Raw genomic sequence first — 25,953 nt, 5'->3', positions numbered from 1 at the left:
TGCTGCGCCTTGTCAATAAAGCCTATATAATTCCGCCCTTTTCACGCGTGCGGCTCAGGCGCCTTGCCCTTTTGGTAGGCGATGTCGACGAATCCAGAACCGATCAGAGAAGCGAACCCGATCATGATGCGCAGCCACTATTGCGGCCAGTTGAACGAAAGCCTGGATGGCCAGGAAATCACCCTGTGTGGATGGGTTCACCGTCGTCGTGACCACGGTGGCGTTATCTTCCTCGATATCCGTGACCGCGAAGGCCTGGCTCAGGTGGTGTTCGATCCGGATCGTGCCGACACCTTCGCCAAGGCCGACCGCGTGCGCAGCGAGTACGTGGTGAAGATCACAGGCAAGGTGCGTCTGCGTCCCGAAGGTGCGCGCAATGCCAACATGGCGTCCGGCGCCATCGAAGTGCTGGGTTACGAGCTGGAAGTGCTCAACGAAGCGGAAACCCCGCCGTTCCCGCTCAACGAATACACCGATGTGGGTGAGGAGACGCGCCTGCGTTATCGCTTCATCGACCTGCGTCGCCCGGAAATGGCCGAGAAGCTCAAGCTGCGCTCGCGCATCACCTCGAGCATCCGTCGTTACCTGGACGACAATGGCTTCCTGGACGTCGAGACGCCGATCCTCACTCGAGCCACCCCCGAAGGCGCCCGTGATTACCTAGTGCCGAGCCGTACCCACGCGGGTAGCTTCTTCGCCCTGCCGCAGTCGCCGCAGCTGTTCAAGCAGCTGTTGATGGTGGCCGGCTTCGACCGTTACTACCAGATCGCCAAGTGCTTCCGCGACGAAGACCTGCGTGCCGACCGCCAGCCGGAATTCACCCAGATCGACATCGAGACCAGCTTCCTGGGCGAAGCCGAGATCATGCACCTCACCGAGACCATGATCCGCAACCTATTCAAGGAAGTGCTGGACGTCGAGTTCGGCGAACTGCCGCATATGACCCTGGCCGAGGCCATGCGTCGCTTTGGTTCCGACAAGCCGGACCTGCGTATCCCGATGGAGCTGGTCGACGTTGCCGATCAACTCAAGGACGTCGACTTCAAGGTCTTCTCCGGCCCGGCCAACGACCCGAAAGGTCGTGTTGCCGCGCTGCGCGTACCAGGCGGGGCGAGCATGCCGCGCAAGCAGATCGACGACTACACCAAGTTCGTCGGTAACTACGGCGCCAAGGGGCTGGCCTATATCAAAGTCAACGAGCGCGCCAAGGGTGTGGAAGGTCTGCAGTCGCCGATCGTCAAGAACATCGCCGAACCGAACCTCAACACCATTCTCGATCGCGTTGGTGCCGTGGACGGTGACATCGTGTTCTTCGGTGCCGACCGCGCCAAGGTGGTCTGTGATGCCCTGGGCGCGCTGCGCATCAAGCTCGGCCATGACCTCAATCTGCTGACTGCCGAGTGGGCGCCGCTGTGGGTCGTCGACTTCCCGATGTTCGAAGAGAACGACGACGGCAGCCTGACCGCCATGCACCATCCGTTCACCTCGCCCAAGTGCTCGCCACAAGAGCTGGAGGCCAACCCGGCCGCCGCCCTGTCGCGCGCCTACGACCTGGTACTGAACGGTACCGAGCTGGGTGGCGGTTCGATCCGTATCCACGACAAGGCCATGCAGCAGACCGTGTTCCGTGTGCTCGGCATCAGCGAAGACGAGCAGCAGGAGAAGTTCGGCTTCCTGCTCGACGCCCTCAAGTACGGTGCGCCGCCCCACGGTGGTCTGGCCTTTGGCCTTGACCGCCTGGTGATGCTGATGACCGGTGCCAGCTCGATTCGTGAAGTGATCGCCTTCCCGAAAACCCAGAGCGCTGCCTGCGTCATGACTCAGGCGCCGGGTGTGGTGGATGGCAAGTCGCTGCGTGAATTGCATATTCGCCTGCGCGAGCAACCCAAGGCCGAATAAGCCGACACAAGAAGCCTGGTTATCCAGGCTTCTCTGTTAATGGGGTGGAGAGACTCGAACTCTCACACCTTCGCAACCAAGCAAAAAGTTGGAGTTGAATATGGCCGGTCATTCCAAATGGGCCAACATCAAGCACCGCAAGGGGCGTCAGGACGCCAAGCGCGGCAAGATCTTCACCAAGCTGATTCGTGAGCTGACGGTCGCCGCCAAGCACGGCGGGCCGATCCCGGCGGATAACCCGCGCCTGCGTCTGGCCGTCGACAAGGCGCTGACCAACAACATGTCGCGTGACGTGATCGACCGTGCCATCGCCCGCGGCGCCGGCAACAACGAAGCCGACAACGTCGTCGAATTCAGCTATGAAGGCTATGCGTCGAGTGGCGTGGCGATCATCGTCGAAGTGATGACCGACAACCGTAACCGTACCGCTGCCGAGGTGCGTCACGCCTTCACCAAATGCGGCGGCAACCTGGGTACCGATGGTTCGGTCGCCTACATGTTCGAGCGCAAGGGGCAGATCAGCTTTGCCTCGGTAGATGAAGACGCCTTGATGGAAGCGGCGCTCGAGGCCGGTGCCGACGACGTGGAAATGGGCGAGGAGGGCGCAGCTCTGGTGTCGACCAGCTTCACCGAGTTTCATGCCGTCAACGAGGCCCTGGCCGCTGCCGGTTTCAAGGCCGAGGAAGCGGAGATCGCCATGATCCCGTCGATCAGCGCGCCGATCACCGATCTGGAAACCGCGCAGAAAGTCTTCAAGCTGATCGACATGCTTGAAGATCTGGATGACGTGCAGAACGTCTATCACAACGCCGAGGTTTCCGACGAAATCATGGAGCAGTTGGGCTGATCCATCGCTGCATCCGAGCCGGAAGTTTGCCGTTGCGCGCTTCCGGCTTTTTTATGGGTGCGTTTCGGCGGTCGGCAGTTCGGATGGCTGGGCGAATCCTTTGAGTGACGGCTGCTGCCTGAGGCCCCTATACTCGCGCCTGGATAAATAGACAGTGTGGCTGCCAGGCCACAGGTGGATGACGGGCATGACGCTGATTCTGGGAATCGACCCCGGTTCCCGCATTACCGGCTACGGGGTGATACGCGATACCGGGCGCACCTGCGAGTACGTGGCCTCAGGGTGCATTCGTACCGGCGCCGGGCCGTTGGCCGAGCGCTTGCAGATCGTGTTTCGTGGCGTGAGCGAGGTGATCCGCACCTTCGGCCCAGTGACCATGGGCATCGAGCAGGTATTCATGGCGCGCAACGCCGATTCCGCGCTCAAGCTAGGCCAGGCGCGCGGCGCGGCCATCGTCGCGGCGGTCGAGGCGGGCCTGGAGGTCAGCGAGTACACCGCCACCCAGGTCAAGCAGGCGGTGGTCGGCACCGGCGGCGCCGACAAAGAACAGGTGCAGATGATGGTCATGCACTTACTCAAGCTGGTGAAGAAGCCGCAGATCGATGCCTCCGATGCCCTGGGGATCGCTCTGTGCCACGCCCACCACCGGCAAAGCCTGATTCCCCATGGCCTGGCTAGCGCCAAACGGCGCGGCGGCCGGCTTCGTTTATAAGTATTCGTTCTGGTCGGTAGCGGCTTGTTGCGAGCTGCGCGTGACCTTGAACGGTATTGAATCTTCTATGTGAGGAATGCGTCGGTGATCGGACGTTTACGCGGCACCCTGGCGGAAAAGCAGCCGCCGCATTTGATTCTGGATGTGAATGGTCTGGGCTATGAGCTGGAAGTCCCCATGACCACGTTGTACCGTTTGCCCCCCGTAGGCGAGCCGCTGACCCTGCACACCCATCTGGTGGTACGCGAGGATGCTCACCTGCTGTACGGCTTTTTCGAGAAGCGCGAGCGCGAGCTGTTTCGTGAGCTGATCCGGCTCAACGGCGTCGGCCCGAAGCTCGCACTGGCGTTGATGTCCGGGTTGGAAATCGACGAGCTGGTGCGCTGTGTGCAAGCTCAGGATACCGCCGCGCTGGTGAAGATTCCCGGCGTCGGCAAGAAGACCGCCGAGCGTCTGCTGGTCGAGCTCAAGGATCGCTTCAAGGCCTGGGAAGCGGTGCCTGGCATGGCGCCACTGGTGGTTGAACCTCGTGCTGGAGGCGCAGTCTCAAGCGCGGAGAATGATGCGGTGAGTGCGCTTATCTCGCTGGGCTACAAGCCTCAGGAAGCCAGTCGCGCCGTTTCGGCAGTCAAAGAAGATGGATTGAGTAGTGAAGACATGATCCGCCGCGCGCTGAAAGGAATGCTCTAGATGCTCGATGCCGACAGGTTGGTGACGGCGGGCAGTCGCGACCGCGACGAGCAGGTCGACCGCGCCATTCGTCCGCTCAAGTTGGCCGAGTACATCGGTCAGCCGGTGGTGCGCGAGCAGATGGAGCTGTTCATCCAGGCGGCGCGTGGGCGCAAGGAATCACTCGATCACACCCTGATCTTCGGCCCGCCTGGCCTTGGCAAGACCACCCTGGCCAACATCATCGCCCAGGAAATGCAGGTCTCCATCAAAAGCACATCGGGCCCGGTGCTCGAGCGCCCGGGTGACCTGGCGGCCTTGTTGACCAATCTCGAGCCAGGCGACGTGCTGTTCATCGATGAAATTCATCGTCTCTCGCCCATCGTCGAGGAAGTCCTGTACCCGGCGATGGAAGATTTCCAGCTCGATATCATGATTGGCGAAGGCCCGGCGGCCCGCTCGATCAAGCTGGATCTGCCGCCGTTCACCCTGGTCGGCGCCACCACTCGCGCTGGCATGCTCACCAATCCACTGCGCGACCGTTTCGGGATCGTCCAGCGTCTGGAGTTCTACAACACCGAGGACCTGGCCACCATCGTCAGCCGTGCCGCTGGCATCCTTGGTCTGCCCATCGAAGCGCGCGGCGCCGTGGAGATCGCTCGTCGGGCGCGTGGTACGCCGCGTATTGCCAACCGCCTATTGCGCCGGGTACGCGACTTCGCTGAGGTGCGCGGTCAGGGCGCCATTACCCAGCAGGTCGCCGACCTGGCGTTGAACCTGCTGGATGTCGATGAGCGCGGCTTCGATCACCAGGATCGGCGCCTGTTGTTGACCATGATCGAGAAGTTCGACGGCGGCCCGGTGGGCGTCGACAGTCTGGCCGCGGCGATCAGCGAAGAGCGCCACACCATCGAGGACGTGCTCGAGCCGTACCTGATTCAGCAGGGTTACATCATGCGCACGCCCAGAGGACGTGTTGTGACCCGTCACGCCTATTTGCACTTTGGCCTAAATGCTCCCAAGCGCATGGACGAGCGCCCGACGCTCGACCTATTCAACGATGGAGGCGCGCCATGAAAAAAATACTTGCGCGCCCGATTGGCAAGACACGGGGCTGGCACTAGAGTATGCGCGCCCAAGATGCTGGTCAGCCGTTTGCACATCGCTGTCGTGTCTATTACGAGGACACCGATGCGGGCGGAGTGGTCTATTACGTCAACTACCTCAAATTCATGGAGCGGGCCCGTACCGAGCGACTGCGTGAACTGGGTTTTTCCCAATCGACGCTGGCCGGTGAGGGGCTGCTGTTCGTCGTGCATTCCAGCGAAGCGCGTTACCACGCGCCGGCGCGGCTGGACGACGAGCTGTTGGTCAGTGCCGAGGTATACGAGTTGAACCGCGCCAGCCTGCGCTTTCGTCAACAGGTGAGGCGGGTTGCAGATAACGTGCTGCTCTGCGAGGGGCAGTTTCTGGTGGCCTGTGTGCGCGCCGATAATTTCAAACCCCGGGCCATGTCCCCGTCTCTGCGAACGGCGTTCGCAGGGCAGGGAGACGTTGCCGGTACATCTACTGCAGGAGAGTAAGCGTGCAAGCCAACGCAAATGCCGTTGACCACATGTCGATGTGGAGTCTGATCAGCAACGCCAGTCTGGTGGTGCAGTTGGTGATGCTCACCCTGGTGGCCGCCTCGGTCATCTCGTGGGTGATGATTTTCCAGCGCAGCAATTTTCTGCGCTCGGCCAAGCGTTCGCTGGATAGCTTCGAGGAGCGTTTCTGGTCGGGTATCGACCTGTCCAAGCTGTATCGCCAGGCCGGCAGCAACCCGGATCCGGACTCGGGCCTGGAGCAGATCTTCCGCGCCGGGTTCAAGGAGTTCTCGCGCCTGCGCCAGCAGCCGGGCATGGACCCTGACGCCGTGATGGACGGCGTCGCCCGTTCCATGCGCGTGGCCATTTCCCGCGAGGAAGAAAAGCTGGAAACCAGTCTGCCGTTCCTCGCCACCGTCGGTTCCACCAGCCCGTACATCGGTCTGTTCGGCACCGTATGGGGGATCATGAACTCCTTCCGTGGCCTTGCGCAGGTTCAGCAGGCCACTCTGGCGACCGTCGCTCCAGGTATTGCCGAGGCACTGATCGCTACGGCCATCGGTCTGTTCGCGGCCATCCCGGCAGTCATCGCCTACAACCGTTTCTCCGCTCGCGGTGAAATGCTGATCGGCCGCTACTACACCTTCGCCGATGAATTCCAGGCGATCCTGCACCGCAAAGTACACAGCAGCGAAGAATAAGCTTCCGGCGCACTCAACACAGGTTTCAATACCATGGCCAGAGCCAGAATTCGCAACAGACGCAAGCCCGTCGCCGAGATGAACGTGGTGCCCTACATCGACGTGATGTTGGTGCTGCTGGTCATCTTCATGGTGACGGCGCCGATGCTCAACCAGGGCGTCAAGGTCGACCTACCGCAGGTCAGCAGCGATGTGCTGCCCCAGGATAACGATTCCCAGGTGCTGACCATTTCCATCAAGTCCGACAAGTCGTACTACTGGAACATGGGCACCGAGGTGGACACCGATACGGTTCAGGATCGCGCCCTGACGCTGGATGAAATGACCCGCGCAGTGACCGCCATCATCAACCAGAGCCGCAGTCAGGGTAAGCAGGTGCAGGTGTTCGTGCGCGGCGACAAGGCCGTTGATTACGGCACCGTGATGTCCGCCATGGGCGGCCTGCAGCAGTCGGGCGTGGGTAACGTCGGCCTGATCACCGAGGCGCCCTGATGCAGCAGCGTGAACGCTCACCTTCGGAAAGCCTGTTCTGGCCGGTGGTTTGGGCCGTAGGGCTGCACGTGCTGATGTTCGGCATGCTGTTCGTCAGTTTCGCCTTCGCACCCGAGCTGCCGCCGGCAAAGCCGATCGTGCAGGCTACCCTGTACCAATTGAAGTCGCAGAGCCAGGCCACTACCCAGACCAACCAGAAGATTGCCGGCGAAGCGAAGAAGACTGCCGCGCCGCAATACGAAACCGAGCAGCTGGAACAGAAAAAGGCCGAGGCCGAAAAACAGGCTCAGGCCAAGGCTGAGGCGCAGAAGCAGGCAGAGGCCAAAGCAGCGGAACAAAAGAAAGCCGACGAGGCTCGAAAAGCCGATGCAGCCAAGAAGGCTGAGGCCGATGCTGCGGCGAAAGCTGCCGAGCAGAAGAAGCTCGCTGATGTAGCGGCGAAAAAGAAAGCAGCGGAAGAGGCCGAGAAGAAAAAGGCCGCTGACGAAGCAGCGAAGAAAAAAGCCGCCGAGGATGCCAAGAAAAAGGCAGCCGAAGAGGCGAAGAAGAAAGCGGCAGCTGAAGCAGCCAAGAAAAAGGCTGCCGAGGATGCCAAGAAGAAAGCGGCGCAGGCGGCAGAGCGCAAGGCGGTCGAGGACAAGAAGGCAGCGGCACTGGCCGAGCTGCTGTCCGACGATACCGAGCGTCAGCAGGCGCTGGCAGAGACCCAGGGTGACCAGGTCGCCGGCAGTCTTGATGATCTGATCGTCAAACTGGTGAGTGAGCAGTGGCGACGTCCGCCCTCCGCTCGCAATGGCATGAGCGTTGAAGTGCTGATCGAGATGTTGCCCGATGGCACCATCACCAATGCCAGCGTGAGTCGCTCCAGCGGTGATGCGCCCTTCGACAGTTCAGCGGTACAGGCAGTACGCAACGTGGGGCGTATTGCAGAAATGCAGCAACTTGATCGTGCCACGTTCGATCGGCTTTACCGGCAGCGTCGTGCCGTCTTCAAACCGGAGGATTTAGGTCTGTGAATACCCTGATGCGAATCGTTGTACTGGGCCTGGCCATGCTGGTCGGTACCGTGCAAGCGGCTGATCCCTTGGTCATCAGTACCGGTACTGATCGAGCCACTCCCATTGCTGTAGTACCTTTCGGCTGGCAGGGCGGCAATGTGCTGCCCGAAGACATCTCTACCATCGTCGGTAACGATCTGCGCAACACTGGCGTTTTCGAACCGATTCCGCGCCAGAATATGATCAGCCTGCCGACTCAGGCCAGCGAAGTCATCTTCCGCGACTGGAAGGCGCTCGGTGCTCAGTACGTACTGGTCGGCAACATCGTACCCAATGGCGCGCGCCTGCAGGTGCAATACGCGCTGTTCAACGTGGCGACCGAGCAGCAGGTGATGACCGGCACCGTAGGTGGCGGCACCGATCAGCTGCGCGACATGGCGCACTACATTGCTGACCAGTCGTTCGAGAAGCTCACCGGCGTCAAGGGTGCCTTCTCCACACGCATGCTCTATGTGACGGCCGAGCGCTTCGGTGTGAACAACACCCGCTACACCCTGCAACGCTCGGACTATGACGGCGCCCGCGCCGTGACCCTGCTGCAGTCGCGCGAGCCAATTCTGTCGCCGTCCTTCGCTTCCGATGGCAAGCGCATCGCCTATGTGTCGTTCGAGCAGAAGCGCCCGCGCATCTTCGTGCAGAACGTCGATACCGGTCGCCGCGAGCAGATCACCAACTTCGAAGGCCTCAATGGCGCGCCGGCCTGGTCGCCGGACGGCAGCAAGCTGGCGTTCACCCTTTCGCGTGACGGCAACCCGGAAATCTACGTAATGGACATGGGTTCGCGTAACCTGCGTCGCATCACCAACAATTCGGCTATCGATACCGAGCCGTTCTGGGGCAAGGATGGCCAGACCATCTATTTCACCTCCGACCGTTCCGGCAAGCCGCAAATCTATAAGACCAACATCAATTCTGGTGCGGTCGACCGAGTGACCTTCGTCGGTAACTACAATGCCAACCCTAAATTGTCCGCTGACGAAAAAACCCTGGTAATGATTCATCGCCAGGATGGTTACACCGTGTTCAAGGTAGCGGCTCAGGACCTGGAACGCGGCAATCTGCGCATTCTTTCAGATACAAGTTTGGATGAGTCGCCTACTGTTGCGCCCAATGGCACCATGATAATCTACGCTACCCGCCAGCAGGGGCGGGGAGTCCTGATGTTAGCGTCCACCAATGGTCGCGTTAGGCTCCCTCTACCTACCGCTCAAGGCGAAGTTCGAGAGCCATCCTGGTCCCCCTTCCTGAACTGATGCGCGGTGCTTTACCTGTTTGATGCTTAACACACTGGGGTTCATTAGGAGTTACACATGGAAATGCTGAAATTTGGCAAGTTTGCTGCACTGAGCCTGGCTCTCGCCGTGGCTGTTGGCTGTTCCTCCAAAGGCGGCGACGCTGCTGGCGAAGGCGCTGTAGATCCGAACGCTGGCTACGGTGCCAACACCGGCGCCGTTGATGGCAGCCTGAGTGAAGAAGCCGCTCTGCGCGCTATCACCACTTTCTACTTCGAATACGACAGCTCTGACCTGAAGCCGGAAGCCATGCGCGCTCTGGACGTTCATGCCAAGGACCTGAAAGCCAACGGCGCTCGCGTCGTTCTGGAAGGCCACGCTGACGAGCGCGGTACCCGCGAATACAACATGGCTCTGGGCGAGCGTCGCGCCAAGGCCGTTCAGCGTTACCTGGTTCTGCAGGGCGTTTCCCCTGCTCAGCTGGAGCTGGTTTCCTACGGCGAAGAGCGTCCGGTTGCTACTGGCAACGACGAGCAGTCCTGGGCCCAGAACCGTCGCGTCGAACTGCGTAAGTAATTCGATATGCGAATTTGCCAGCGTGTAGTAACCGCTATGGTCCTGAGTCTGCCGCTTGCGGCTTTGGCTCAGGTGCCCGTACAAGATGGCAGCACCGGTAACGGTGGTGGCAACTCGAATGCCGGTTACGGCACGTCTGGCGCCTACGCTGGAGGTGGGGTGCAAACTCCATCTACAGCGCAGGGCATGCTGTTCAGTCAGCTCCAGCAGATGCAGCAGGATATTGCGCAACTGCGTGGCATGCTCGAAGAGCAGCAGAACGATATTCAGCGTTTGAAGAAGGAAAGCCTGGAGCGTTATCAGGACCTCGACAAACGACTGAGCAGTGGCCCAGCCACACAGAATTCTCAAACCGTGGGTGCCAGCAATGGTGCCGGTGGTAGTTCCGCAGGTGCGGGCGAGGCAGGGCAGCAAGCCTCTGCCGAGCCGGCCGATCCTGCGAAGGAAAAGCTGTTCTACGATGCAGCTTTCGACTTGATCAAAGCCAAGGATTTCGACAAGGCAAGTCAGGCATTCGCTGCTTTCCTGCGTCGTTATCCCAATAGTCAGTACGCCGGCAACGCGCAATACTGGCTGGGTGAAGTGAACCTCGCCAAGGGCGATCTGCAGGGCGCGAGCCAGGCATTCGCCAAGGTCAGCCAAGCCTATCCGCAGCACAGCAAGGTGCCGGATTCACTGTATAAGCTGGCCGATGTGGAAATCCGCATGGGCAATAACGACAAGGCCAAGGGTACCTTGCAGCAGGTCATCGCCCAGTATCCGGGCACCTCTGCCGCTCAGTTGGCGCAGCGTGATCTGCAGCGTATTCGCTGATCGGAACGCTTATTCAAGAAACCCGCGCCAGTCGCGGGTTTTTTGTGCCTGGAAAATGGGTGGCCACTGTGCGACCTCTGAGCGATGGCCTGCCACCGCGTGTTTCGTTTAGAATTGCCGCCCTTTTTCGCAACGGAGGCGGATGGCCTGTTTAGCTGTCACGCCCGGTGCCCCTATGAAAGATACCCTGCGCATCACCGAGATTTTCTTCTCGCTGCAGGGGGAAGCGCGTACCGCCGGCTTGCCGACAGTATTCGTGCGCCTGACCGGCTGCCCCCTGCGCTGTCAATACTGCGACACCGCCTATGCCTTCAGTGGCGGCGAGTTGTTTACCCTGGATGCCATTCTCGAGCAGGTGGCGAGCTACCGGCCGCGATATGTCTGCGTGACTGGTGGTGAGCCGTTGGCGCAGCCCAACTGCATCCCCTTGCTCGAAAAACTGTGCGATGCCGGCTACGACGTTTCTCTGGAAACCAGCGGAGCGCTGGACGTTGCCGCCGTCGATCCTCGGGTCAGCAAGGTTGTGGACCTGAAAACCCCGGGTTCGGCCGAAATGGGCCGCAACCGCTACGAGAACATCGTGCATCTGCAGCCACGCGATCAGGTCAAGTTCGTGATCTGCTCGCGCGAGGACTATGACTGGTCGGTGAGCAAGGTCATTCAGTACGACCTTCCCGCACGTGTCGGTGAAGTGCTGTTCTCGCCGAGCCACGGGCAGGTCAGCGGTCGCCAGTTGGCCGAGTGGGTGATTGCCGACAACCTGCCGGTACGCATGCAGCTGCAGTTGCACAAGATTCTTTGGAACGATGAGCCGGGGCATTGATATGAGCGACAAGAAAGCGGTCATCCTGCTGTCGGGCGGCCTCGACTCCGCCACCGTGGTGGCAATGGCCAGGGAGCAGGGTTACAGCTGCTACAGCATGAGTTTCGATTACGGGCAGCGGCATCGCTCGGAGCTGCAGGCGGCCGAGCGGGTGGCGCGCCAGCTCGGCGTGGTCGAGCACAAGGTCATCGGCATCAACCTCGACGGTATCGGCGGCTCGGCGCTGACCGATGCCAGTATCGACGTGCCGCAGAGCCCGACCACGGGCATTCCGGTTACCTACGTGCCGGCTCGCAATACCGTGTTCCTGTCCCTGGCGCTGGGCTGGGCCGAGGTGTTGGAAGCGCAGGACATCTTTATCGGCGTCAATGCGGTGGACTACTCGGGCTACCCGGATTGTCGACCGGAGTTCGTCAACGCCTTCGAGCACATGGCCAACCTGGCGACCAAGATGGGGGTAGAAGGGCGGCGCATCCGTATCCAGGCGCCGCTGCAGATGCTCAGCAAAGCCGAGATCGTGCAGGCAGGCTCGCGTCTGGGGGTCGATTACGGCCTCACCGTTTCCTGCTACCTGGCCGATGCCGATGGTCGTGCCTGCGGCAAGTGCGACAGCTGCAGGCTGCGCGCAGCGGGTTTTGTGGCGGCTGGTATGCCTGACCCGACGCGCTATCAGTGAAAAGAATGCAGGGGCATTAAAAAAGTTTTCGGCGGGTGTTGAATTCCTGAGTTAAATCAGTATCATACCGCTCGCACCACGGGTCGTTAGCTCAGTTGGTAGAGCAGTTGGCTTTTAACCAATTGGTCGTAGGTTCGAATCCTACACGACCCACCATCTCAAGCTTTCCAAGTGAAGGCGCACTAAAAAGCCCGAATCTCTACAGAGGTTCGGGCTTTTTAGTTTCTGTCTCGAGGAACCGGGCTGGCAGCTCCAGGGAGCCGCCAGCTGCGCGGTTTACACCTTGACGATCCAGCCTTCTGGGGCTTCGACGTCACCGGACTGCACGCCGGTCAGTTCAGCGTAAAGGCGGCTGACCACCGGGCCGACTTCCTTCTCGCTATGGAACACGTGCAGCTTGCCGTTGTACTCGATGCCGCCGATCGGTGTGATCACCGCCGCGGTGCCGCAAGCGCCGGCTTCCTTGAATTCGCTCAGCTTGTCGATGAATACGTCACCCTCAATGACCTTCAGGCGCAGGCGGCTCTGGGCCAGTTCGATCAGCGACAGACGGGTGATGCCTGGCAGTACCGACGGTGACTTCGGGGTGACGAATTCGTCGTTGTGGGTGATGGCGAAGAAGTTGGCCGAGCCGACTTCCTCGATCTTAGTGTGGGTCTGTGGATCGAGGTAGATGCAGTCGGCGAAGTTGCTCTTCTTGGCTTGCGAGCCCGGCATCAGGCTGGCGGCGTAGTTGCCGCCGACCTTGGCGGCGCCGGTGCCCTGAGGCGCGGCACGGTCATAGCTGGAGATTACGAAGTTGTTCGGCTTCATGCCGCCTTTGAAGTACGGGCCGACCGGGATGCAGAAGACCGAGAAGATGAACTCGGGTGCGGTACGCACGCCGATGTTGTCGCCCACCCCGATCACGAACGGGCGCAGATACAGCGCGCCGCCCGAGCCGTACGGCGGAATGAAGCGCTCATTGGCTTTGACCACCTGCTTGCAGGCTTCGATGAACTGCTCGGTCGACGGCGCCGGCATCAGCAGGCGGGCGCAGCTGCGCTGCATGCGCAGGGCGTTCTGGTCGGGGCGGAACAGGTTGATCGAGCCGTCCTTGCAGCGGTAGGCCTTGAGGCCCTCGAAACACTGCTGGCCGTAGTGCAGGGCGGTCGAGCCCTCGCTGATGTGCAGCACGTTGTCTTCGGTCAGCTTGCCCTGATCCCAGTCGCCGTTGCGCCAGTGCGACAGGTAGCGCTGGTCGGTCTTGATGTAGTCGAAACCCAGCTTGTCCCATTCGATGTTTTCGTAAGCCATGACATCCTCAATCGCTGAACGGCCACTGCGGCGTGCGTATGTCCGTTGAATTTTCAGGGTGACCGCACAGGCGCTTGCTTGTGCAGTCGGTAAAAGGGTGGGCTGTTCGTCAGGCCCAAGGCGTGCCTGATCGCTAACGATGGCCGTAGCGGTGATGATGCGGCGGATTATCGTGGCGATCAACCGGTGTCGCGCTGGCAGGCGCGGCGAGATTGAAAAAACTTGGTCAATGCACCACCATGCGCGCCCGCGCCAACCGACATTGCTGCTTTTGCAGGCGAGGCGGTGGCGCGCTCCGGCAGGCGCAGTGCGTCTGGCGGTATACTCCACGTCCCGTGCAGATAGACCTCGATAGGGCCTGATGACATGACGCAGATTGCCGAGCGACTTCTAGTCCAGGCTCACCTCGACGCCAAGCAGCCAGAGACGCTGACCGCGGAGCAGGAAGCGTTCTACCGTGATGAAATTGCCAAGGAGCTGAAGCGCCAGAACGCCGTGCTGGTCGCTCACTATTATTGCGACCCGGTGCTGCAGGCGTTGGCCGAAGAGACTGGCGGCTGCGTGTCCGACTCCCTGGAGATGGCGCGCTTCGGCAACCAGCATTCGGCGCAGACCGTGCTGGTGGCTGGCGTCAAGTTCATGGGCGAGACCGCCAAGATCCTCAACCCGGAAAAGCGCGTGCTGATGCCGACGCTGGAGGCGACCTGCTCGCTGGACCTGGGTTGCCCAGTCGATGAGTTCGCCGCGTTCTGCGATCAGCACCCGCAGCGCACCGTGGTGGTTTATGCCAACACCTCGGCGGCCGTGAAGGCGCGCGCCGACTGGGTGGTGACTTCTGGCTGCGCAGTGGAGATCGTCGAGCACCTGATGGACAACGGCGAAAGCATCATCTGGGCGCCGGACCAACACCTGGGCCGCTACATCCAGAACAAGACCGGCGCCGACATGCTGCTCTGGGATGGTGCCTGCATCGTTCACGAGGAGTTCAAGGCGCGTCAGCTGCAGGACATGAAGGCGCTGTACCCGGAAGCTGCGGTGCTGGTGCACCCGGAGTCGCCGACGGCAGTGATCGAGCTGGCCGATGCGGTCGGCTCGACCAGCCAGCTGATCGCCGCGGCCCAGCGCATGTCGAACAAGACCTTTATCGTCGCCACCGACCGCGGCATCTTCTACAAGATGCAGCAGCTGTGCCCAGACAAGGAATTCGTGGCAGCGCCGACTGCCGGTAACGGCGCGGCGTGCCGCAGTTGTGCGAACTGCCCTTGGATGGCGATGAACACCTTGCAGCGCACGCTGCAGTGCCTGCGCGAGGGTAGCAATGAAGTGTTCGTGGACCCGGCGCTGATTCCGCGGGCCATCAAGCCGCTCAAGCGCATGCTGGACTTCACCCAGGCTGCGCGCCTGAAGCAGGCCGGCAATGCCTGACTCCCGAGCCCAAAACGCTATCGGCCGATAGCGTTTCGGGTTCGTGCTGCGCCCTTAGAGCCTGTTCACGATCTCGCGAGCTAGAGCCATACAAGGCAAAACAGGCGAGGAAGCGGAGTTTACGAGCTGTAAATGAGCATTCCGACTGGGCTGGCAATCCAGCCTGTTTTTAACGCAGTAGGGCCGACGCGCAGCAGATCGTGAACAGGCTCTTAGCCGCGCAGCATTTCCTCGGTCATACGTTTTTCCTCGATCAACTCTTTCTGCCTAGCGTCGATACGCGAGGCCAGCTGGAAGTTGTTGGAGGCGCGGCGCTTGGCGAAGTCGAGCTGTTCGATGGCCTGGTTGTAGTCGCCGACCAGTGCGAAGTACTCCGCACGGGCCTGATGCAGGCCGATGGTGTTGCCGCTCAATCCGCGCACTTCCGCCACCTGATACCAGACATCCGGATCCTTCATGCGCCGCTTGAGCAGTTCGTTGAGCGCCTGCTCGGCAGCCGGAATCTTGCGTTGCTTGAGCAAGAGGTCGATGCGCGCCTGGTTCAGCGGGTAATTATTTGGGTACAGATCGAGCATGCGGCTGACGCGCTGCTCGGTCGCTGGCAGGCGGTTGGCGGCAGAGTCCAGGCTGATCTGCGCCAGGTTATAGGTGATGTCGTTGGGTGCCTTCTGCAGCAGCGGTGCCAGTACATCACGTGCTTCGTCGAACTGGCTGCCCTTGATCAGCGCGATGGCCAGGCCATAGCGGGCGGCATCCATGTTCGGATTTTCGTCGAGCTGAGCGCGGAAGCGTTTGGCGGCAATGCCCGGCGTTTCCTCATAGGTCAGTTGCACGCGGGCGCGCATCAGTTGGTAGCGCAGGCTGTCTTCGGTGCCGCCGGTGGGGAACTGCTCGGCGCGGTTGCGGGTGTCGGCGATCCGCGACTCGGAAACCGGGTGGGTGAGCAGGAATTCCGGCGGCATGCGGTCGTAGCGGTACTGGCGCATCAGGCGCTCGAACATGCTTGGCATCGAGCGCGGGTCGTAGCCGGCTTTCTCCAGGTTCACCAGGCCTATACGGTCGGCCTCCTGTTCGTTCTGCCGGGAAAAGCGCCGCTGCTCCTGAATAGCTGCCGCCTGGGTCGAGGCGATGGCGGCGATACCAGCATCGCCGGCACCGGCTGCGGCAGCGACGATGCCGGCGAGCATGGCGGCCATGACCGGCAACTGCATGCGCTTCTGGGCTTCCAGGCCGCGGGCGAAGTGGCGCTGCGACAAGTGCGCCAGTTCGTGGGCCAGTACCGAGGCATATTCGCCTTCGGTCTGGGCATAGAGGAACAGGCCGCCGTTGACGCCGATGATCCCGCCGGGCGCGGCGAAGGCGTTGATCTGCGGGCTGTTGAGCAGCACGAACTCGAGGCGCCGGTCCTGTACCTGGCTGGTTTCGGCCAGGCGGTAGACGCTGCTCTCGACGTAGTCCTTGAGCTGCGGGTCCGAGAGCTGGCTGACCTGGCCGCGCACGATGCTCAGCCAGGCGCGGCCCAGCTGGTATTCCTGTTGCGGCGAGACCATCGCCGAGCTGGCGTCACCGAGGGAGGGCAGGTCGCTGGCCATGGCCGGTTGTGCCAGCAGGCAGGCGAGCGTCAGCAGAGTGGGGCGCAGAACATTCATGCACAGGGCTCTTGTTTGATCAGTGCCGTACTGTAGCGGCCAGGCACTTGCCTGACCAGCGCCGGCAGGGCTTGGGTTATGCTGTCAGCCTGCAAACGGGAGGGTGTCATGAGTGAAGTGTCGGATTGGCAGGGCGAGCATCAGGCCGAGCTGGATGCCTGCGGGCTGAATTGCCCGCTGCCACTGCTCAAGGCCAAGGTGGCGCTCAATGGCCTGGCCAGTGGCGAGGTACTGAAGGTGTCGGCCACGGATGCCGGGTCGCAGCGTGACTTTCGTGCCTTCGCGCGCCTGGCTGGTCACATCCTACTGCGTGAGGAAAGCGAGGGCGGGGTGTTTCGCTACTGGTTGCGCAAGGCGTGATGCGAGTGCCACGCACTGAATGAAAAATGCCGCTCGAGAGCGGCATTTTTTATCTGTATCAGGCTTTGTTCAGGGCCTGGGCGGCGGCCAGTACTTCGTCGACATGGCCGGGCACTTTCACCCCGCGCCATTCCTGGCGCAGCACGCCGTTCTTGTCGAGCAGAAAGGTGCTGCGGTCGATGCCTAAGTATTCCTTGCCGTAGAGCTTCTTGAGCTTGATCACGTCGAACAGACCGCAGACGCTTTCATCCTTGTCCGAGATCAGTTCGAAGGGAAAGCCCTGCTTGGCCTTGAAGTTCTCGTGAGTCTTCAGGCTGTCGCGTGAAACCCCGACGATCACCGTGTTGGCGGCGGCGAAGGCCTCATTAGCATCGCGAAAACCCTGGCCCTGGGTGGTGCAGCCTGGCGTGTTGTCCTTCGGGTAGAAGTAGATCACCAGTTGCTTGCCCTTGTGGGCGGCCAGGTTGAAATCACCGCCGGTGGCCGGCGCGCTGAAGTCGGGAACGGGGGAATCGATAGCGATGGCCATGGGGCAGGACTCCTTATGGATTCTGGGGGCGCCAGGGTTCGATCAGGGCATCCAGGTTCAGTGCGTCGGCGAAATCCAGGAACTGGTCGCGCAGCCAGCTGATCTGGGTGCCCGCGGGCAGGGTGACGGTCAGGGTGGCGTTGAGCATGGTGCCGCCTGTTTGCGGCGCCTGATAGGTATCGCAAGTCAGCGCTTCAAGCTCGACGCGGTGGTCGATGAAGAACTGGCACAGTTCATTGAGGATGTCCGGGCGGTACACGGAGCTGACGTAAGCCACGTAGGGCAGCGCCTGGGGGCGTACCTCCTGGGCGGCGCTGCGGATCACGTTGGCGGTGAACTCGTGTTTCTTGGCCAGGGCCGGCAGGCCGGCTTCGAGGCGAGCCAGGGCATCCCAGTTGCCGGAGATCTGCAGCACCAGTGCGCTGAGTTCGCCGTGGCGGCTCAGGCGCGTGCTGATCACCGCACAGCGGTTTTCATGGCTGGCTCGGCACAGCACGTTGGTCAGCTCCATGGCGTTGCTGCCAAGTGCGCTGATGACGAGGAATTGTTCGCGAACTGGGGGGGTGGACATGCAGCCTTCCTAAACGTTGAACGCCCGACGCTATAGACAGCGCCAAACAAACTCGCAGGGTAGCGAAAAGCGCTCGCCAGGGGAATGACCATCTATGTTCTGGCCGTGCTGTCGAGCGCGCGCAATGCCCGTCATCACAGCCACTTGGTCGCTTGTGCAAGGCTGGTGGCGCCAGTACCATTACGGCTCTCTTTTTCGGCAGGAGCGGTTGCATGATTGCGGGCAGTATGGTGGCACTGGTCACGCCCATGGATGCGCAGGGTAATCTCGACTGGGAGGCCCTGAGCAAACTGGTGGACTTCCACCTGCAAGAGGGCACCCATGCCATCGTCGCGGTCGGCACCACCGGCGAATCGGCGACGCTCGATGTCAACGAGCACATCGAAGTGATTCGCCGCGTGGTGGATCAGGTCGCCGGGCGCATCCCGGTCATCGCCGGCACCGGCGCCAACTCCACCCGGGAAGCGGTCGAGCTGACCCAGAATGCCAAGAGCGCCGGCGCCGACGCCTGCCTGCTGGTCACCCCTTACTACAACCGGCCGACCCAGGAAGGCCTGTACCTGCACTTCCGCCATATCGCCGAATCTGTGGCCATCCCGCAGATTCTCTACAACGTGCCAGGTCGTACCGCTTGCGACATGCTGCCGGAAACCGTCGAGCGCTTGTCCAAGGTCGACAACATCATCGGCATCAAGGAAGCCACCGGCGACCTGCAGCGTGCCCGTGACATCCTCGACCGCGTCGGCTCGAACTTCAGCCTCTATTCCGGTGACGACCCGACCGCTGTCGAGCTGATCCTGCTCGGCGGCAAAGGCAATATCTCGGTGACCGCCAACGTCGCACCGCGCGCGATGAGCGACATGTGCACCGCTGCCATGCGCGGTGAAGCCGCAATCGCCCGGGCCATCAACGACCGTATGATGCCGCTGCACAAGAACCTGTTCATCGAAGCCAATCCGATTCCGGTGAAGTGGGCCCTGAATGAAATGGGCATGATGGCCGACGGCATTCGCCTGCCGCTGACCTGGTTGAGCCCCCGTTGTCACGAACCGCTGCGTCAGGCCCTGCGCCAGTCCGGTGTATTGGTCTAATCGAGGAATTAAGACGCATGAAGCGACTGGCCGGACTTTCCGCACTTGCCCTGATCATCACCAGCACCAGTGGCTGTGGCTGGATCTGGGGCGAAAATGGCTACTTCCGCGACCGCGGCAGTGATTACCTGAGCGCACGCCAAACCGCGCCGATGAAGTTGCCGGCCGATGTCGAAGCCAAGCGCCTCGACCCGCTGCTGCCGGTTCCCCAGCAGATTCGCGACAGCGACGTGAAGGGCGAATATGATGTGCCGCGCCCACAGGCGCTCACCGTCGCCGCAAACGTCAGTGACTTCAGCCTGCAGAACAGCGGCGACTCCAGCTGGCTGGTCGCCCAACGCGTACCGGCCGAAGTGTGGCCAGGCGCGCGGCAGTTTTTCGAAGATGGCGGTTTCCGCATCGTCGACGAGCGCCCGCAGACCGGTGAATTCAGCACCGACTGGCAGCGTTTCGACGCCCTGTCCAGCAGCATGCAGAGCCGCCTGACCGGCCGCGTCGGTGGTCTGGACAGCAACACCGAAACCCGTGTGCACGTGCGTCTCGAGCCAGGCGTGCAGCGCAATACCAGCGAAATTTTCGTGGTCAGCGCCCAGCGTCCGGCCGGCAGCAATGCTGACGTGCCGTTCACCGAGCGCAGCGTTAACAAGACCCTCGACGCCGCACTGCTCGACGAGCTGCAGGCCAGCCTGACTCGCAGCGTGGAGCAGGGCGGCTCGGTTTCGCTGCTCGCCGGCCGCGACTTCGATGCGCCGAATCGCGTAGCGCTGTCGCAGGATGGCAACGGCAACCCGATCCTCAACCTGAGCACCGACTTCGACCGCGCCTGGTCCGGCGTGGGCCGCTCGCTGCGCATGGCTGACCTGCGCGTCGACGATATCAACCGTACTCTGGGCGTGTACTACGTCAACCTGGCCGAAGGCCCGCAGCGCAACAACGAGAAGCCGGGCTTCTTCAAGCGCATGTTCGGCGGCTCGGAAGACAAGGCTGCCATCGAAGCGCGCGCCGAGCGTTACCAGGTGCGCCTGACCGCCGTGGGCGACACCGTGCAGGTAACCGTCGAGAAGGACATCAACACCGTGGCGCCGGCCGATGTGGCCCGCAAGGTGCTGGACATGATCCAGGAGAACCTCGGCTAGGGACTCCTGGCACGAGTTTGGCGACAGGCGAAACCCCTTGGGTTTCGCCTTTTGTTTTCACAGGCAGGGCGTTTTCCTGCCGCCCCTTACAGCCGTGGTGCGTCCGTTTGACGCCGTGCGGCGCGACTATCCCGCGACGAGGCGCAATCCCGACATGAGCACACCTTCTCTGAGCCTGAAAAAGATCTATTCGGGCAAAGTCCGCGACCTCTACGAGATCGACGACAAGCGCATGCTGATGGTCGCCACCGATCGCCTGTCGGCCTTCGACGTGATCCTCGAACAGCCGATTCCGGACAAGGGCAAGATCCTTACCGCCATTTCCAACTTCTGGTTCGACAAGCTCGCCCACGTGGTGCCCAACCACTTTACCGGTGATCGCGTCGAAGACGTCGTGCCGGCCGCCGAGCTGCCGCTGGTCGAGGGCCGCGCCGTGGTCGCCAAGCGTCTCAAGCCAGTCGCCGTGGAAGCCATCGTGCGCGGCTATATCGTCGGCTCCGGCTGGAAGGAGTACCAGAAGAACGGCACCGTGTGCGGCATCGTGCTACCGGCTGGCCTGAAGGAAGCGGCCAAGCTGCCCGAGCCGATCTTCACGCCGTCGACCAAGGCCGCCGTGGGCGACCATGACGAGAACATCAGCTTCGCCCAGTGCGAAGCGATCATCGGTGCCGAGCTGGCCGCCCAGGTGCGCGATACCTCCATCGCCCTGTACAAGGCAGCGGTGGAATACGCCGCCACCCGTGGCATCATCATCGCCGACACCAAGTTCGAATTCGGTCTTGACGAAGACGGCACTCTGACCCTGATGGACGAGGTTCTGACCCCCGACTCCAGCCGCTTCTGGCCGGCCGACAGCTACGCCGAGGGCACCAACCCGCCGAGCTTCGACAAGCAGTTCGTGCGCAACTGGCTGGAGTCCACCGGCTGGAACAAGGAGCCGCCGGCACCGGCCGTACCGGCTGATGTCGCGCAGAAGACTGCCGACAAGTACCGCGAAGCGCTGACCCGGCTCACCGCCTGATCACGCGTTGCCAACGCAGACGCCGCCGTTGCCGAAAGGGAACGGCGGCGTTTTCGTTTTGCTTGCCCGCATGCGCCTATAAGTCAGGCATCAGCCTCGCAAGGTGAGCAGCGACTCGATGGTGGCCGTGGAGCCACCGCACACGATGACCAGCACGTTGTTCAACTCAGCGAGGGAAACCTTGCCTCCATACAGCACAGCCAGGGCTGCGCCACAGGCTGGCTCGACCAGGGTGCGATGATCATTCAGGTAGGTCAGGCAAGCCTCTACAGCCTCTCGATCCGAGACCTGAACAGGTATCACGGGCCGCTCTTCTGACACGTCGAAGGCTCTGCGGCAAACCTGACGCGCTGCAAGGGAGGTCGCGACCCCGGAAACCGCTGGAATCTCCACGAGCTGCCCTGCGCTGATGGAGGCCTGCAGCGATGCGGTTCCGTGTGTCTCGACCGCATAGATCGGCACATTGACGAGGCCATTGCGACGCAAGCCCTCATCGACGCCAGCCAGGAGGCCGCCACCGCCAACAGAGAGCACAACGGCATCCGGACGTAGGCCATCGGCGACGACTTCATCGATCATCGATGCATGACCGGTCCACAGAAGCGGATCGTCGAACGGATGAATGAAGGCGTCAGCTGCTGTCTGCAAGGAACGGGCAAGCTCGTTGGCCTCGAACCAGGACTCGCCGTGAACGATCACTTCAGCCCCTTCCAGCTTGAGCAGGCTTCGTGCGCGCTCCGAACTCGTCTGCGGAACGACCACGATAACCGGTACACCCAGGCGACGCCCGGCATAGGCGACGGCGAGCCCGGCATTGCCGCCCGAGGACGAAATGAAGCGCTCGGCGCCCTTTGCGTGGTGTTGCTCACAGGCGAAGCCCACGCCGCGAATCTTGAAAGATCCGCCTGGTTGCATGGCCTCCATCTTCATCCACACCTTGGTACCGATACGGTTACTCAGGGGCAGCGATTCCAGAAGAGGGGTCTTGATGCTCAGCGACATGCTTTCAACTCCGTGTAATGGGTTAGCTCGGTTCATGGCCTGTGGGCTGATGCGGGCAGCTGGATCCTAGCCTCGTTCGTCGAGTGCGCACACCTGTGCTTTTCCAGGATTTTTCAAGGCCGACACGATAACGCGTCGACGGGAGGTGACGGCAAGAATACTCGCTCATCCGCCGAGGGATAAGCTGGAAGGTCACTTCGACAGCGGTCACGAGCGTCCTGGCGTCACGCATCATCTCTTCCGCAAACAGCCGCGTCGCTCCGTCAGTTCCTGGGTTGACGGGCTATTCGGAGTTTTCTGCAAAAACTTCAGAGCTTTCCGCAAGAAGCCGTCACCGATCTGCCACTAAATTCCGCCATCCGCTTCTGCAAGCCTGTGATCGCCAGATCCTCGTATCTGGGCTAGACCCAAAGCAGGGGTACCCCATAGATAATCCCTACAAGAGGATGGGCGTGATGTTCAAAGCCAGCCAGGTCTTGCAGCCGGAGTTTCTCGCGCAGATCTCCGCCGCCAAAGCCGCCGATTTCTTTCCCGCCATCAGTGCCAACTACAACGTCGACGAAACCGCGTACCTCGAGGAGCTGCTCAAGCTCGCCGATCCCGGTGCCGCCGGTATCGAGAGCATTCGTCAGCAGGCGCGCAGCCTGATTCAGGACGTGCGCGGCCGCGACAATGCGGTCGACACCCTCGATGCGTTGCTGCGCCAGTACAGCCTGGATACCCAGGAAGGCCTGATGCTGATGTGCCTGGCCGAAGCGCTGTTGCGCGTGCCGGATGCCAGCACCGCTGATGCGCTGATTCGCGACAAGCTCAGCGCCGCCGAGTGGGAGCGGCACCTGGGCAAGAGCGACAACGTGCTGGTCAACTTCGCGGCCTGGGGCCTGGTGATGACCGGTAAGGTGGTGGACCCGCAAGCCGCTGACGGCCGCCCGAAGAAGGTACTTGGTCGTCTCATCCAGCGGTCCGGCGAGCCGGTGATTCGCGCGGCGATGAACCAGGCCATGAAGCTGATGGGCAAGCAGTTCGTGCTCGGTCGCACCATCAGCGAGGCGCTGAAGAACGGTCGCCCGGAGCGCGAGAAAGGCTACACCTATTCCTTCGACATGCTTGGCGAAGCGGCGCTGACCGCCGAGGATGCCGAGAAATATATGGCCGACTACCGCAAGGCCATCGACACCGTCGGCGCCGAGCCGCAGGTCGGTCCAGGCCCGAAGCCTTCGATCTCGATCAAGCTATCCGCGCTGCACCCGCGTTATGAAGTGGCCCAGCGCGAGCGCGTGCTCAGCGAGCTGTTCGCCAACGTGCGGGAGCTGGCCATCCGCGCGCGCAAGCTCAACGTTGGCATCTCGGTGGACGCCGAAGAGGCGGATCGCCTCGAGCTGTCCCTGGAGCTGTACGAAAAGCTGCTGCGCGATCCGGCCATTGCCGGCTGGGGCGAGTTCGGTCTGGTCATCCAGGCGTATTCCAAACGCTGCCTGCCGGTGCTGGTGTGGCTGACCCTGCTGGGTAAGGAACTGGGCGAGAAGATGCCGTTGCGCCTGGTCAAGGGCGCCTACTGGGACAGCGAGATCAAGCAGTGCCAGGTGTGGGGCCTCGACGGCTACCCGGTATTCACCCGCAAGGAAGGTACCGATACCTCGTATCTGGCCTGTGCGCGCTACTTGCTAAGCGACTTCACCCGCGGCGTGATCTACCCGCAGTTCGCCAGCCATAACGCCCACACCGTCAGCTGCATCCTGGCGATGGCGGCCGAGCAGGCGTCGCCGCGCGAGTTCGAGTTCCAGCGCCTGCACGGCATGGGCGATGCGCTGTACGACACGGTGCTGGAGAAGCACCGCAAGACCGTGCGCATCTACGCCCCGGTCGGCGCCCACAAGGACCTGTTGCCGTACCTGGTGCGGCGCCTGCTGGAGAACGGCGCCAACTCGTCGTTCGTGCACCAGTTGGTCGACCCGAGCGTGCCGGTCGAGTCGCTAATCGATCACCCGGTCACCCAGCTGCGCAAGTTCGCCAGCCTCGCCAATAACAAAATCCCGCTGCCGCCTGCGCTGTACGGGGCCACACGGAAAAACTCCCAGGGCATCAACATGAACATCCAGAAATCGCTGACCGAACTCGAAAACGCCTACCGTCCGCAACTGGATCGCCAGTGGCAGGCCGCGCCGGTGATCAATGGCCAGACCCTGAGCGGCACCGTTCAGGAGGTTCGCTGCCCGTATGATCTGAACAAAGTGGTCGGCACCGCGCAGTTCGCCACCGCCGCCCAGGCCGCCCAGGCGCTGGATGGTCTGAGCGCTGCCTGGCCGAACTGGAACGCCACCCCCATCGACGCCCGTGCCAGCGTGCTCGAGCGCCTGGCCGACCTGCTGGAGAAACACCGTGCCGAGCTGATGGCGCTGTGCACCGTGGAAGCGGGAAAATCCATGCAGGACGGCATCGATGAGGTGCGCGAGGCGGTGGACTTCTGCCGTTACTACGCCCAGCAGGCGCGCCTGAAACTGGGCCGCGAAGAACTCAAAGGCCCGACCGGCGAGCGCAACGAGCTGTTCCATGAAGGCCGCGGCATTTTCGTTTGTGTGAGCCCGTGGAACTTCCCGCTGGCCATCTACCTCGGTCAGATCAGCGCGGCCCTGGTGGCAGGCAACGTGGTGCTGGCCAAGCCGGCCGAGCAGACCAGCCTGATCGCTGCCCGTGCCCTGGAACTGATGTTCGAAGCTGGCCTGCCGAAAGACGTGATCGCCTTTCTGCCGGGGGACGGCGCCACCCTGGGCGGCGTGTTCTGCCGCGACCCGCGCGTGGCCGGCGTGTGCTTCACCGGCTCCACCGACACGGCGCGGATCATCAACCGCCAGCTGGCCGAGAAGGACGGCATGATCGCCACCCTGATCGCCGAGACCGGCGGCCAGAACGCGATGATCGTCGACTCCACTGCGCTGCCCGAGCAGGTGGTCAAGGATGCCGTCGGCTCCGCCTTCACCAGCGCCGGCCAACGCTGCTCGGCCCTGCGCGTGCTGTACGTGCAGCGTGACATCGCCGACCGGGTGATCGACCTGCTCAAGGGCGCAATGGCCGAACTGAAGATCGGCCCGACCCAACTGCGCGAGAACGATATCGGGCCGGTGATCGATGCCGAAGCCCGCGAAGGTCTGCTGGCGCACATCAACCAACTCAAGGGCGAGGGCAAGCTGATCGCCGAGGCTACGGTTGCCGGCGACCTGAATGGGCATTTTGTGGCGCCGGTGGCCTTCGAGATCGGCGGCATTCATGAACTGAAGAAAGAGCAGTTCGGCCCCGTGCTGCACGTGGTGCGCTATGACGCGGCGGATCTGGAGAAGGTAGTCGCGGCCATCAATGGCACCGGTTACGGATTGACCCTTGGCATTCACAGCCGAAACGAGGAAACTGCCGCCCGCATCGAAGCCCTGGCGCGTGTCGGCAACCTGTACGTGAACCGCAACCAGATCGGTGCGGTGGTCGGCGTGCAGCCGTTCGGCGGTTGCGGTCTATCCGGCACCGGCCCGAAAGCCGGTGGCCCGAGCTACCTGCTGCGCTTCGTCAACGAGCGCACCACTTCGGTGAACACCACGGCGGTGGGCGGCAACGCCTCATTGCTGTCGCTGGGCGACGAGTAATCACGAGCGGGCGGGAATCTTCAGGTTTCCGCCCGTTTTGCTATCGGAAACCTCGAAAAACAACTGCGTTTTTAGAGGCGTCTTATTGGGGGCTGATGCCCCGAATCGGTAACGCCACCATGCAGAGTGGTGTACCTGGAGCGCGACCATCAGCGAT

25 protein-coding genes and 1 tRNA gene are annotated in these 25,953 nt (G+C 62.0%); 21 read left to right on the top strand and 5 right to left on the bottom strand.

Annotated elements, in window-relative coordinates; translation table 11 throughout:
• Positions 1-123 precede the first annotated feature (123 nt).
• The 15 genes from aspS (at position 124) to PVA39_RS14595 (ending at position 12,240) form a co-directional block, all read left to right on the top strand.
• Positions 124-1,899, top strand: coding sequence for an aspartate--tRNA ligase (gene aspS, locus PVA39_RS14665; protein WP_274124663.1), 1,776 nt, complete (start codon positions 124-126; stop codon positions 1,897-1,899).
• Between the two features lie 100 nt (positions 1,900-1,999).
• Positions 2,000-2,746, top strand: a complete 747-nt coding sequence (locus PVA39_RS14660; RefSeq protein WP_274124662.1) for a YebC/PmpR family DNA-binding transcriptional regulator — start codon at positions 2,000-2,002, stop codon at positions 2,744-2,746.
• Between the two features lie 187 nt (positions 2,747-2,933).
• A complete protein-coding gene (ruvC, locus tag PVA39_RS14655) occupies positions 2,934-3,458 on the top strand; it encodes a crossover junction endodeoxyribonuclease RuvC (protein ID WP_075932110.1) in 525 nt (174 codons plus the stop codon).
• An 84-nt stretch (positions 3,459-3,542) separates the two neighbouring features.
• On the top strand, positions 3,543-4,148 hold the full coding sequence (ruvA, locus tag PVA39_RS14650; RefSeq protein WP_013790635.1) for a Holliday junction branch migration protein RuvA: 606 nt from the start codon (positions 3,543-3,545) through the stop codon (positions 4,146-4,148).
• The gene (gene ruvB, locus PVA39_RS14645) at positions 4,149-5,204 is read left to right on the top strand and encodes a Holliday junction branch migration DNA helicase RuvB (protein WP_274124661.1); all 1,056 of its coding nucleotides are present in this window, start codon (positions 4,149-4,151) and stop codon (positions 5,202-5,204) included.
• A gap of 50 nt (positions 5,205-5,254) precedes the next feature.
• Positions 5,255-5,710 carry a tol-pal system-associated acyl-CoA thioesterase gene (gene ybgC / locus PVA39_RS14640; RefSeq protein WP_274124660.1) on the top strand — a complete coding sequence of 152 codons (456 nt, stop codon included), beginning with the start codon at positions 5,255-5,257 and terminating at the stop codon, positions 5,708-5,710.
• Between the two features lie 32 nt (positions 5,711-5,742).
• The gene (gene tolQ / locus PVA39_RS14635; RefSeq protein ID WP_036986435.1) at positions 5,743-6,414 is read left to right on the top strand and encodes a protein TolQ; all 672 of its coding nucleotides are present in this window, start codon (positions 5,743-5,745) and stop codon (positions 6,412-6,414) included.
• 33 nt (positions 6,415-6,447) lie between these two features.
• Entirely contained in the window at positions 6,448-6,906 is a 459-nt protein-coding gene (gene tolR / locus PVA39_RS14630; protein WP_013790639.1) for a protein TolR, read from the top strand.
• Entirely contained in the window at positions 6,903-7,922 is a 1,020-nt protein-coding gene (gene tolA / locus PVA39_RS14625) for a cell envelope integrity protein TolA (protein ID WP_027904827.1), read from the top strand. The genes tolR and tolA overlap by 4 nt, the downstream gene beginning before the upstream one ends.
• The gene (gene tolB, locus PVA39_RS14620; RefSeq protein ID WP_013790641.1) at positions 7,919-9,217 is read left to right on the top strand and encodes a Tol-Pal system beta propeller repeat protein TolB; all 1,299 of its coding nucleotides are present in this window, start codon (positions 7,919-7,921) and stop codon (positions 9,215-9,217) included. Before tolA ends, tolB begins: the two co-directional genes overlap by 4 nt.
• Positions 9,218-9,274: 57 nt before the next feature.
• The gene (gene pal / locus PVA39_RS14615; protein WP_093502731.1) at positions 9,275-9,772 is read left to right on the top strand and encodes a peptidoglycan-associated lipoprotein Pal; all 498 of its coding nucleotides are present in this window, start codon (positions 9,275-9,277) and stop codon (positions 9,770-9,772) included.
• Positions 9,773-9,778: 6 nt separating this feature from the next.
• On the top strand, positions 9,779-10,585 hold the full coding sequence (gene ybgF, locus PVA39_RS14610) for a tol-pal system protein YbgF (protein ID WP_274124659.1): 807 nt from the start codon (positions 9,779-9,781) through the stop codon (positions 10,583-10,585).
• A gap of 175 nt (positions 10,586-10,760) precedes the next feature.
• The gene (queE, locus tag PVA39_RS14605; protein ID WP_274124658.1) at positions 10,761-11,408 is read left to right on the top strand and encodes a 7-carboxy-7-deazaguanine synthase QueE; all 648 of its coding nucleotides are present in this window, start codon (positions 10,761-10,763) and stop codon (positions 11,406-11,408) included.
• Position 11,409: 1 nt separating this feature from the next.
• Positions 11,410-12,084 carry a 7-cyano-7-deazaguanine synthase QueC gene (gene queC / locus PVA39_RS14600; RefSeq protein ID WP_274124657.1) on the top strand — a complete coding sequence of 225 codons (675 nt, stop codon included), beginning with the start codon at positions 11,410-11,412 and terminating at the stop codon, positions 12,082-12,084.
• A gap of 80 nt (positions 12,085-12,164) precedes the next feature.
• Positions 12,165-12,240: transfer RNA gene (locus PVA39_RS14595), tRNA-Lys, on the top strand.
• Between the two features lie 120 nt (positions 12,241-12,360).
• On the opposite strand, the gene PVA39_RS14590 is transcribed toward PVA39_RS14595, so the two are convergent.
• On the bottom strand, positions 12,361-13,380 hold the full coding sequence (locus tag PVA39_RS14590; RefSeq protein ID WP_274124656.1) for a branched-chain amino acid aminotransferase: 1,020 nt from the start codon (positions 13,378-13,380) through the stop codon (positions 12,361-12,363).
• A gap of 366 nt (positions 13,381-13,746) precedes the next feature.
• Here PVA39_RS14590 and nadA point away from each other — a divergent pair, with 366 nt between their 5' ends.
• The gene (nadA, locus tag PVA39_RS14585; protein ID WP_274124655.1) at positions 13,747-14,805 is read left to right on the top strand and encodes a quinolinate synthase NadA; all 1,059 of its coding nucleotides are present in this window, start codon (positions 13,747-13,749) and stop codon (positions 14,803-14,805) included.
• Positions 14,806-15,017: 212 nt separating this feature from the next.
• Here the strand turns inward: nadA and PVA39_RS14580 are convergent, their stop codons facing one another.
• Positions 15,018-16,454: a M48 family metalloprotease gene (locus tag PVA39_RS14580; protein ID WP_274124654.1), complete on the bottom strand. Its 1,437-nt coding sequence runs from the start codon at positions 16,452-16,454 to the stop codon at positions 15,018-15,020.
• Positions 16,455-16,562: 108 nt separating this feature from the next.
• Here PVA39_RS14580 and PVA39_RS14575 point away from each other — a divergent pair, with 108 nt between their 5' ends.
• A complete protein-coding gene (locus PVA39_RS14575) occupies positions 16,563-16,814 on the top strand; it encodes a sulfurtransferase TusA family protein (RefSeq protein WP_274124653.1) in 252 nt (83 codons plus the stop codon).
• A gap of 58 nt (positions 16,815-16,872) precedes the next feature.
• Here the strand turns inward: PVA39_RS14575 and PVA39_RS14570 are convergent, their stop codons facing one another.
• Both PVA39_RS14570 and PVA39_RS14565 read right to left on the bottom strand, forming a co-directional pair.
• Positions 16,873-17,343 carry a peroxiredoxin gene (locus tag PVA39_RS14570; protein ID WP_274124652.1) on the bottom strand — a complete coding sequence of 157 codons (471 nt, stop codon included), beginning with the start codon at positions 17,341-17,343 and terminating at the stop codon, positions 16,873-16,875.
• A gap of 13 nt (positions 17,344-17,356) precedes the next feature.
• Positions 17,357-17,914 (bottom strand): glycine cleavage system protein R, encoded by a 558-nt coding sequence (locus PVA39_RS14565; protein ID WP_093502749.1) that lies wholly within the window; start codon positions 17,912-17,914, stop codon positions 17,357-17,359.
• A gap of 212 nt (positions 17,915-18,126) precedes the next feature.
• On the opposite strand from PVA39_RS14565, the gene dapA reads away from it, so the two are divergent.
• From dapA to PVA39_RS14550, 3 genes are all read left to right on the top strand, one after another.
• Complete coding sequence (gene dapA / locus PVA39_RS14560) at positions 18,127-19,005, top strand: 4-hydroxy-tetrahydrodipicolinate synthase (RefSeq protein ID WP_274124651.1); 879 nt, start codon at positions 18,127-18,129, stop codon at positions 19,003-19,005.
• Between the two features lie 17 nt (positions 19,006-19,022).
• Positions 19,023-20,141: an outer membrane protein assembly factor BamC gene (gene bamC, locus PVA39_RS14555; protein WP_274124650.1), complete on the top strand. Its 1,119-nt coding sequence runs from the start codon at positions 19,023-19,025 to the stop codon at positions 20,139-20,141.
• 154 nt (positions 20,142-20,295) lie between these two features.
• Positions 20,296-21,162: a phosphoribosylaminoimidazolesuccinocarboxamide synthase gene (locus PVA39_RS14550; RefSeq protein WP_274124649.1), complete on the top strand. Its 867-nt coding sequence runs from the start codon at positions 20,296-20,298 to the stop codon at positions 21,160-21,162.
• Between the two features lie 90 nt (positions 21,163-21,252).
• Here PVA39_RS14550 and PVA39_RS14545 read toward each other — a convergent pair whose 3' ends face one another.
• Positions 21,253-22,164, bottom strand: a complete 912-nt coding sequence (locus PVA39_RS14545) for a pyridoxal-phosphate dependent enzyme (protein ID WP_274124648.1) — start codon at positions 22,162-22,164, stop codon at positions 21,253-21,255.
• Between the two features lie 455 nt (positions 22,165-22,619).
• On the opposite strand from PVA39_RS14545, the gene putA reads away from it, so the two are divergent.
• Positions 22,620-25,796 (top strand): bifunctional proline dehydrogenase/L-glutamate gamma-semialdehyde dehydrogenase PutA, encoded by a 3,177-nt coding sequence (gene putA, locus PVA39_RS14540; RefSeq protein WP_274124647.1) that lies wholly within the window; start codon positions 22,620-22,622, stop codon positions 25,794-25,796.
• Positions 25,797-25,953 lie beyond the last annotated feature (157 nt).

This window comes from Pseudomonas sp. CNPSo 3701 (genome assembly GCF_028674975.1).
In the GTDB taxonomy this organism is placed as follows: domain Bacteria; phylum Pseudomonadota; class Gammaproteobacteria; order Pseudomonadales; family Pseudomonadaceae; genus Aquipseudomonas; species Aquipseudomonas straminea.
The sequence above is the reverse complement of the archived record's forward strand: the minus strand, read 5'-3'. Positions and strand labels throughout refer to the sequence as shown.

Excerpts from the sequence above, each read along its gene's own strand:
- aspS (WP_274124663.1), top strand. The coding sequence starts at position 124 with ATGATGCGCAGCCACTATTGCGGCCAGTTGAACGAAAGCCTGGATGGC.
- PVA39_RS14660 (WP_274124662.1), top strand. The coding sequence starts at position 2,000 with ATGGCCGGTCATTCCAAATGGGCCAACATCAAGCACCGCAAGGGGCGT.
- ruvC (WP_075932110.1), top strand. The coding sequence starts at position 2,934 with ATGACGCTGATTCTGGGAATCGACCCCGGTTCCCGCATTACCGGCTAC.
- ruvB (WP_274124661.1), top strand. The coding sequence starts at position 4,149 with ATGCTCGATGCCGACAGGTTGGTGACGGCGGGCAGTCGCGACCGCGAC.
- ybgC (WP_274124660.1), top strand. The coding sequence starts at position 5,255 with ATGCGCGCCCAAGATGCTGGTCAGCCGTTTGCACATCGCTGTCGTGTC.
- tolQ (WP_036986435.1), top strand. The coding sequence starts at position 5,743 with ATGTCGATGTGGAGTCTGATCAGCAACGCCAGTCTGGTGGTGCAGTTG.
- tolR (WP_013790639.1), top strand. The coding sequence starts at position 6,448 with ATGGCCAGAGCCAGAATTCGCAACAGACGCAAGCCCGTCGCCGAGATG.
- pal (WP_093502731.1), top strand. The coding sequence starts at position 9,275 with ATGGAAATGCTGAAATTTGGCAAGTTTGCTGCACTGAGCCTGGCTCTC.
- ybgF (WP_274124659.1), top strand. The coding sequence starts at position 9,779 with ATGCGAATTTGCCAGCGTGTAGTAACCGCTATGGTCCTGAGTCTGCCG.
- queE (WP_274124658.1), top strand. The coding sequence starts at position 10,761 with ATGAAAGATACCCTGCGCATCACCGAGATTTTCTTCTCGCTGCAGGGG.
- queC (WP_274124657.1), top strand. The coding sequence starts at position 11,410 with ATGAGCGACAAGAAAGCGGTCATCCTGCTGTCGGGCGGCCTCGACTCC.
- PVA39_RS14590 (WP_274124656.1), bottom strand. The coding sequence starts at position 13,380 with ATGGCTTACGAAAACATCGAATGGGACAAGCTGGGTTTCGACTACATC.
- nadA (WP_274124655.1), top strand. The coding sequence starts at position 13,747 with ATGACGCAGATTGCCGAGCGACTTCTAGTCCAGGCTCACCTCGACGCC.
- PVA39_RS14580 (WP_274124654.1), bottom strand. The coding sequence starts at position 16,454 with ATGAATGTTCTGCGCCCCACTCTGCTGACGCTCGCCTGCCTGCTGGCA.
- PVA39_RS14575 (WP_274124653.1), top strand. The coding sequence starts at position 16,563 with ATGAGTGAAGTGTCGGATTGGCAGGGCGAGCATCAGGCCGAGCTGGAT.
- PVA39_RS14570 (WP_274124652.1), bottom strand. The coding sequence starts at position 17,343 with ATGGCCATCGCTATCGATTCCCCCGTTCCCGACTTCAGCGCGCCGGCC.
- PVA39_RS14565 (WP_093502749.1), bottom strand. The coding sequence starts at position 17,914 with ATGTCCACCCCCCCAGTTCGCGAACAATTCCTCGTCATCAGCGCACTT.
- dapA (WP_274124651.1), top strand. The coding sequence starts at position 18,127 with ATGATTGCGGGCAGTATGGTGGCACTGGTCACGCCCATGGATGCGCAG.
- bamC (WP_274124650.1), top strand. The coding sequence starts at position 19,023 with ATGAAGCGACTGGCCGGACTTTCCGCACTTGCCCTGATCATCACCAGC.
- PVA39_RS14550 (WP_274124649.1), top strand. The coding sequence starts at position 20,296 with ATGAGCACACCTTCTCTGAGCCTGAAAAAGATCTATTCGGGCAAAGTC.
- PVA39_RS14545 (WP_274124648.1), bottom strand. The coding sequence starts at position 22,164 with ATGTCGCTGAGCATCAAGACCCCTCTTCTGGAATCGCTGCCCCTGAGT.
- putA (WP_274124647.1), top strand. The coding sequence starts at position 22,620 with ATGTTCAAAGCCAGCCAGGTCTTGCAGCCGGAGTTTCTCGCGCAGATC.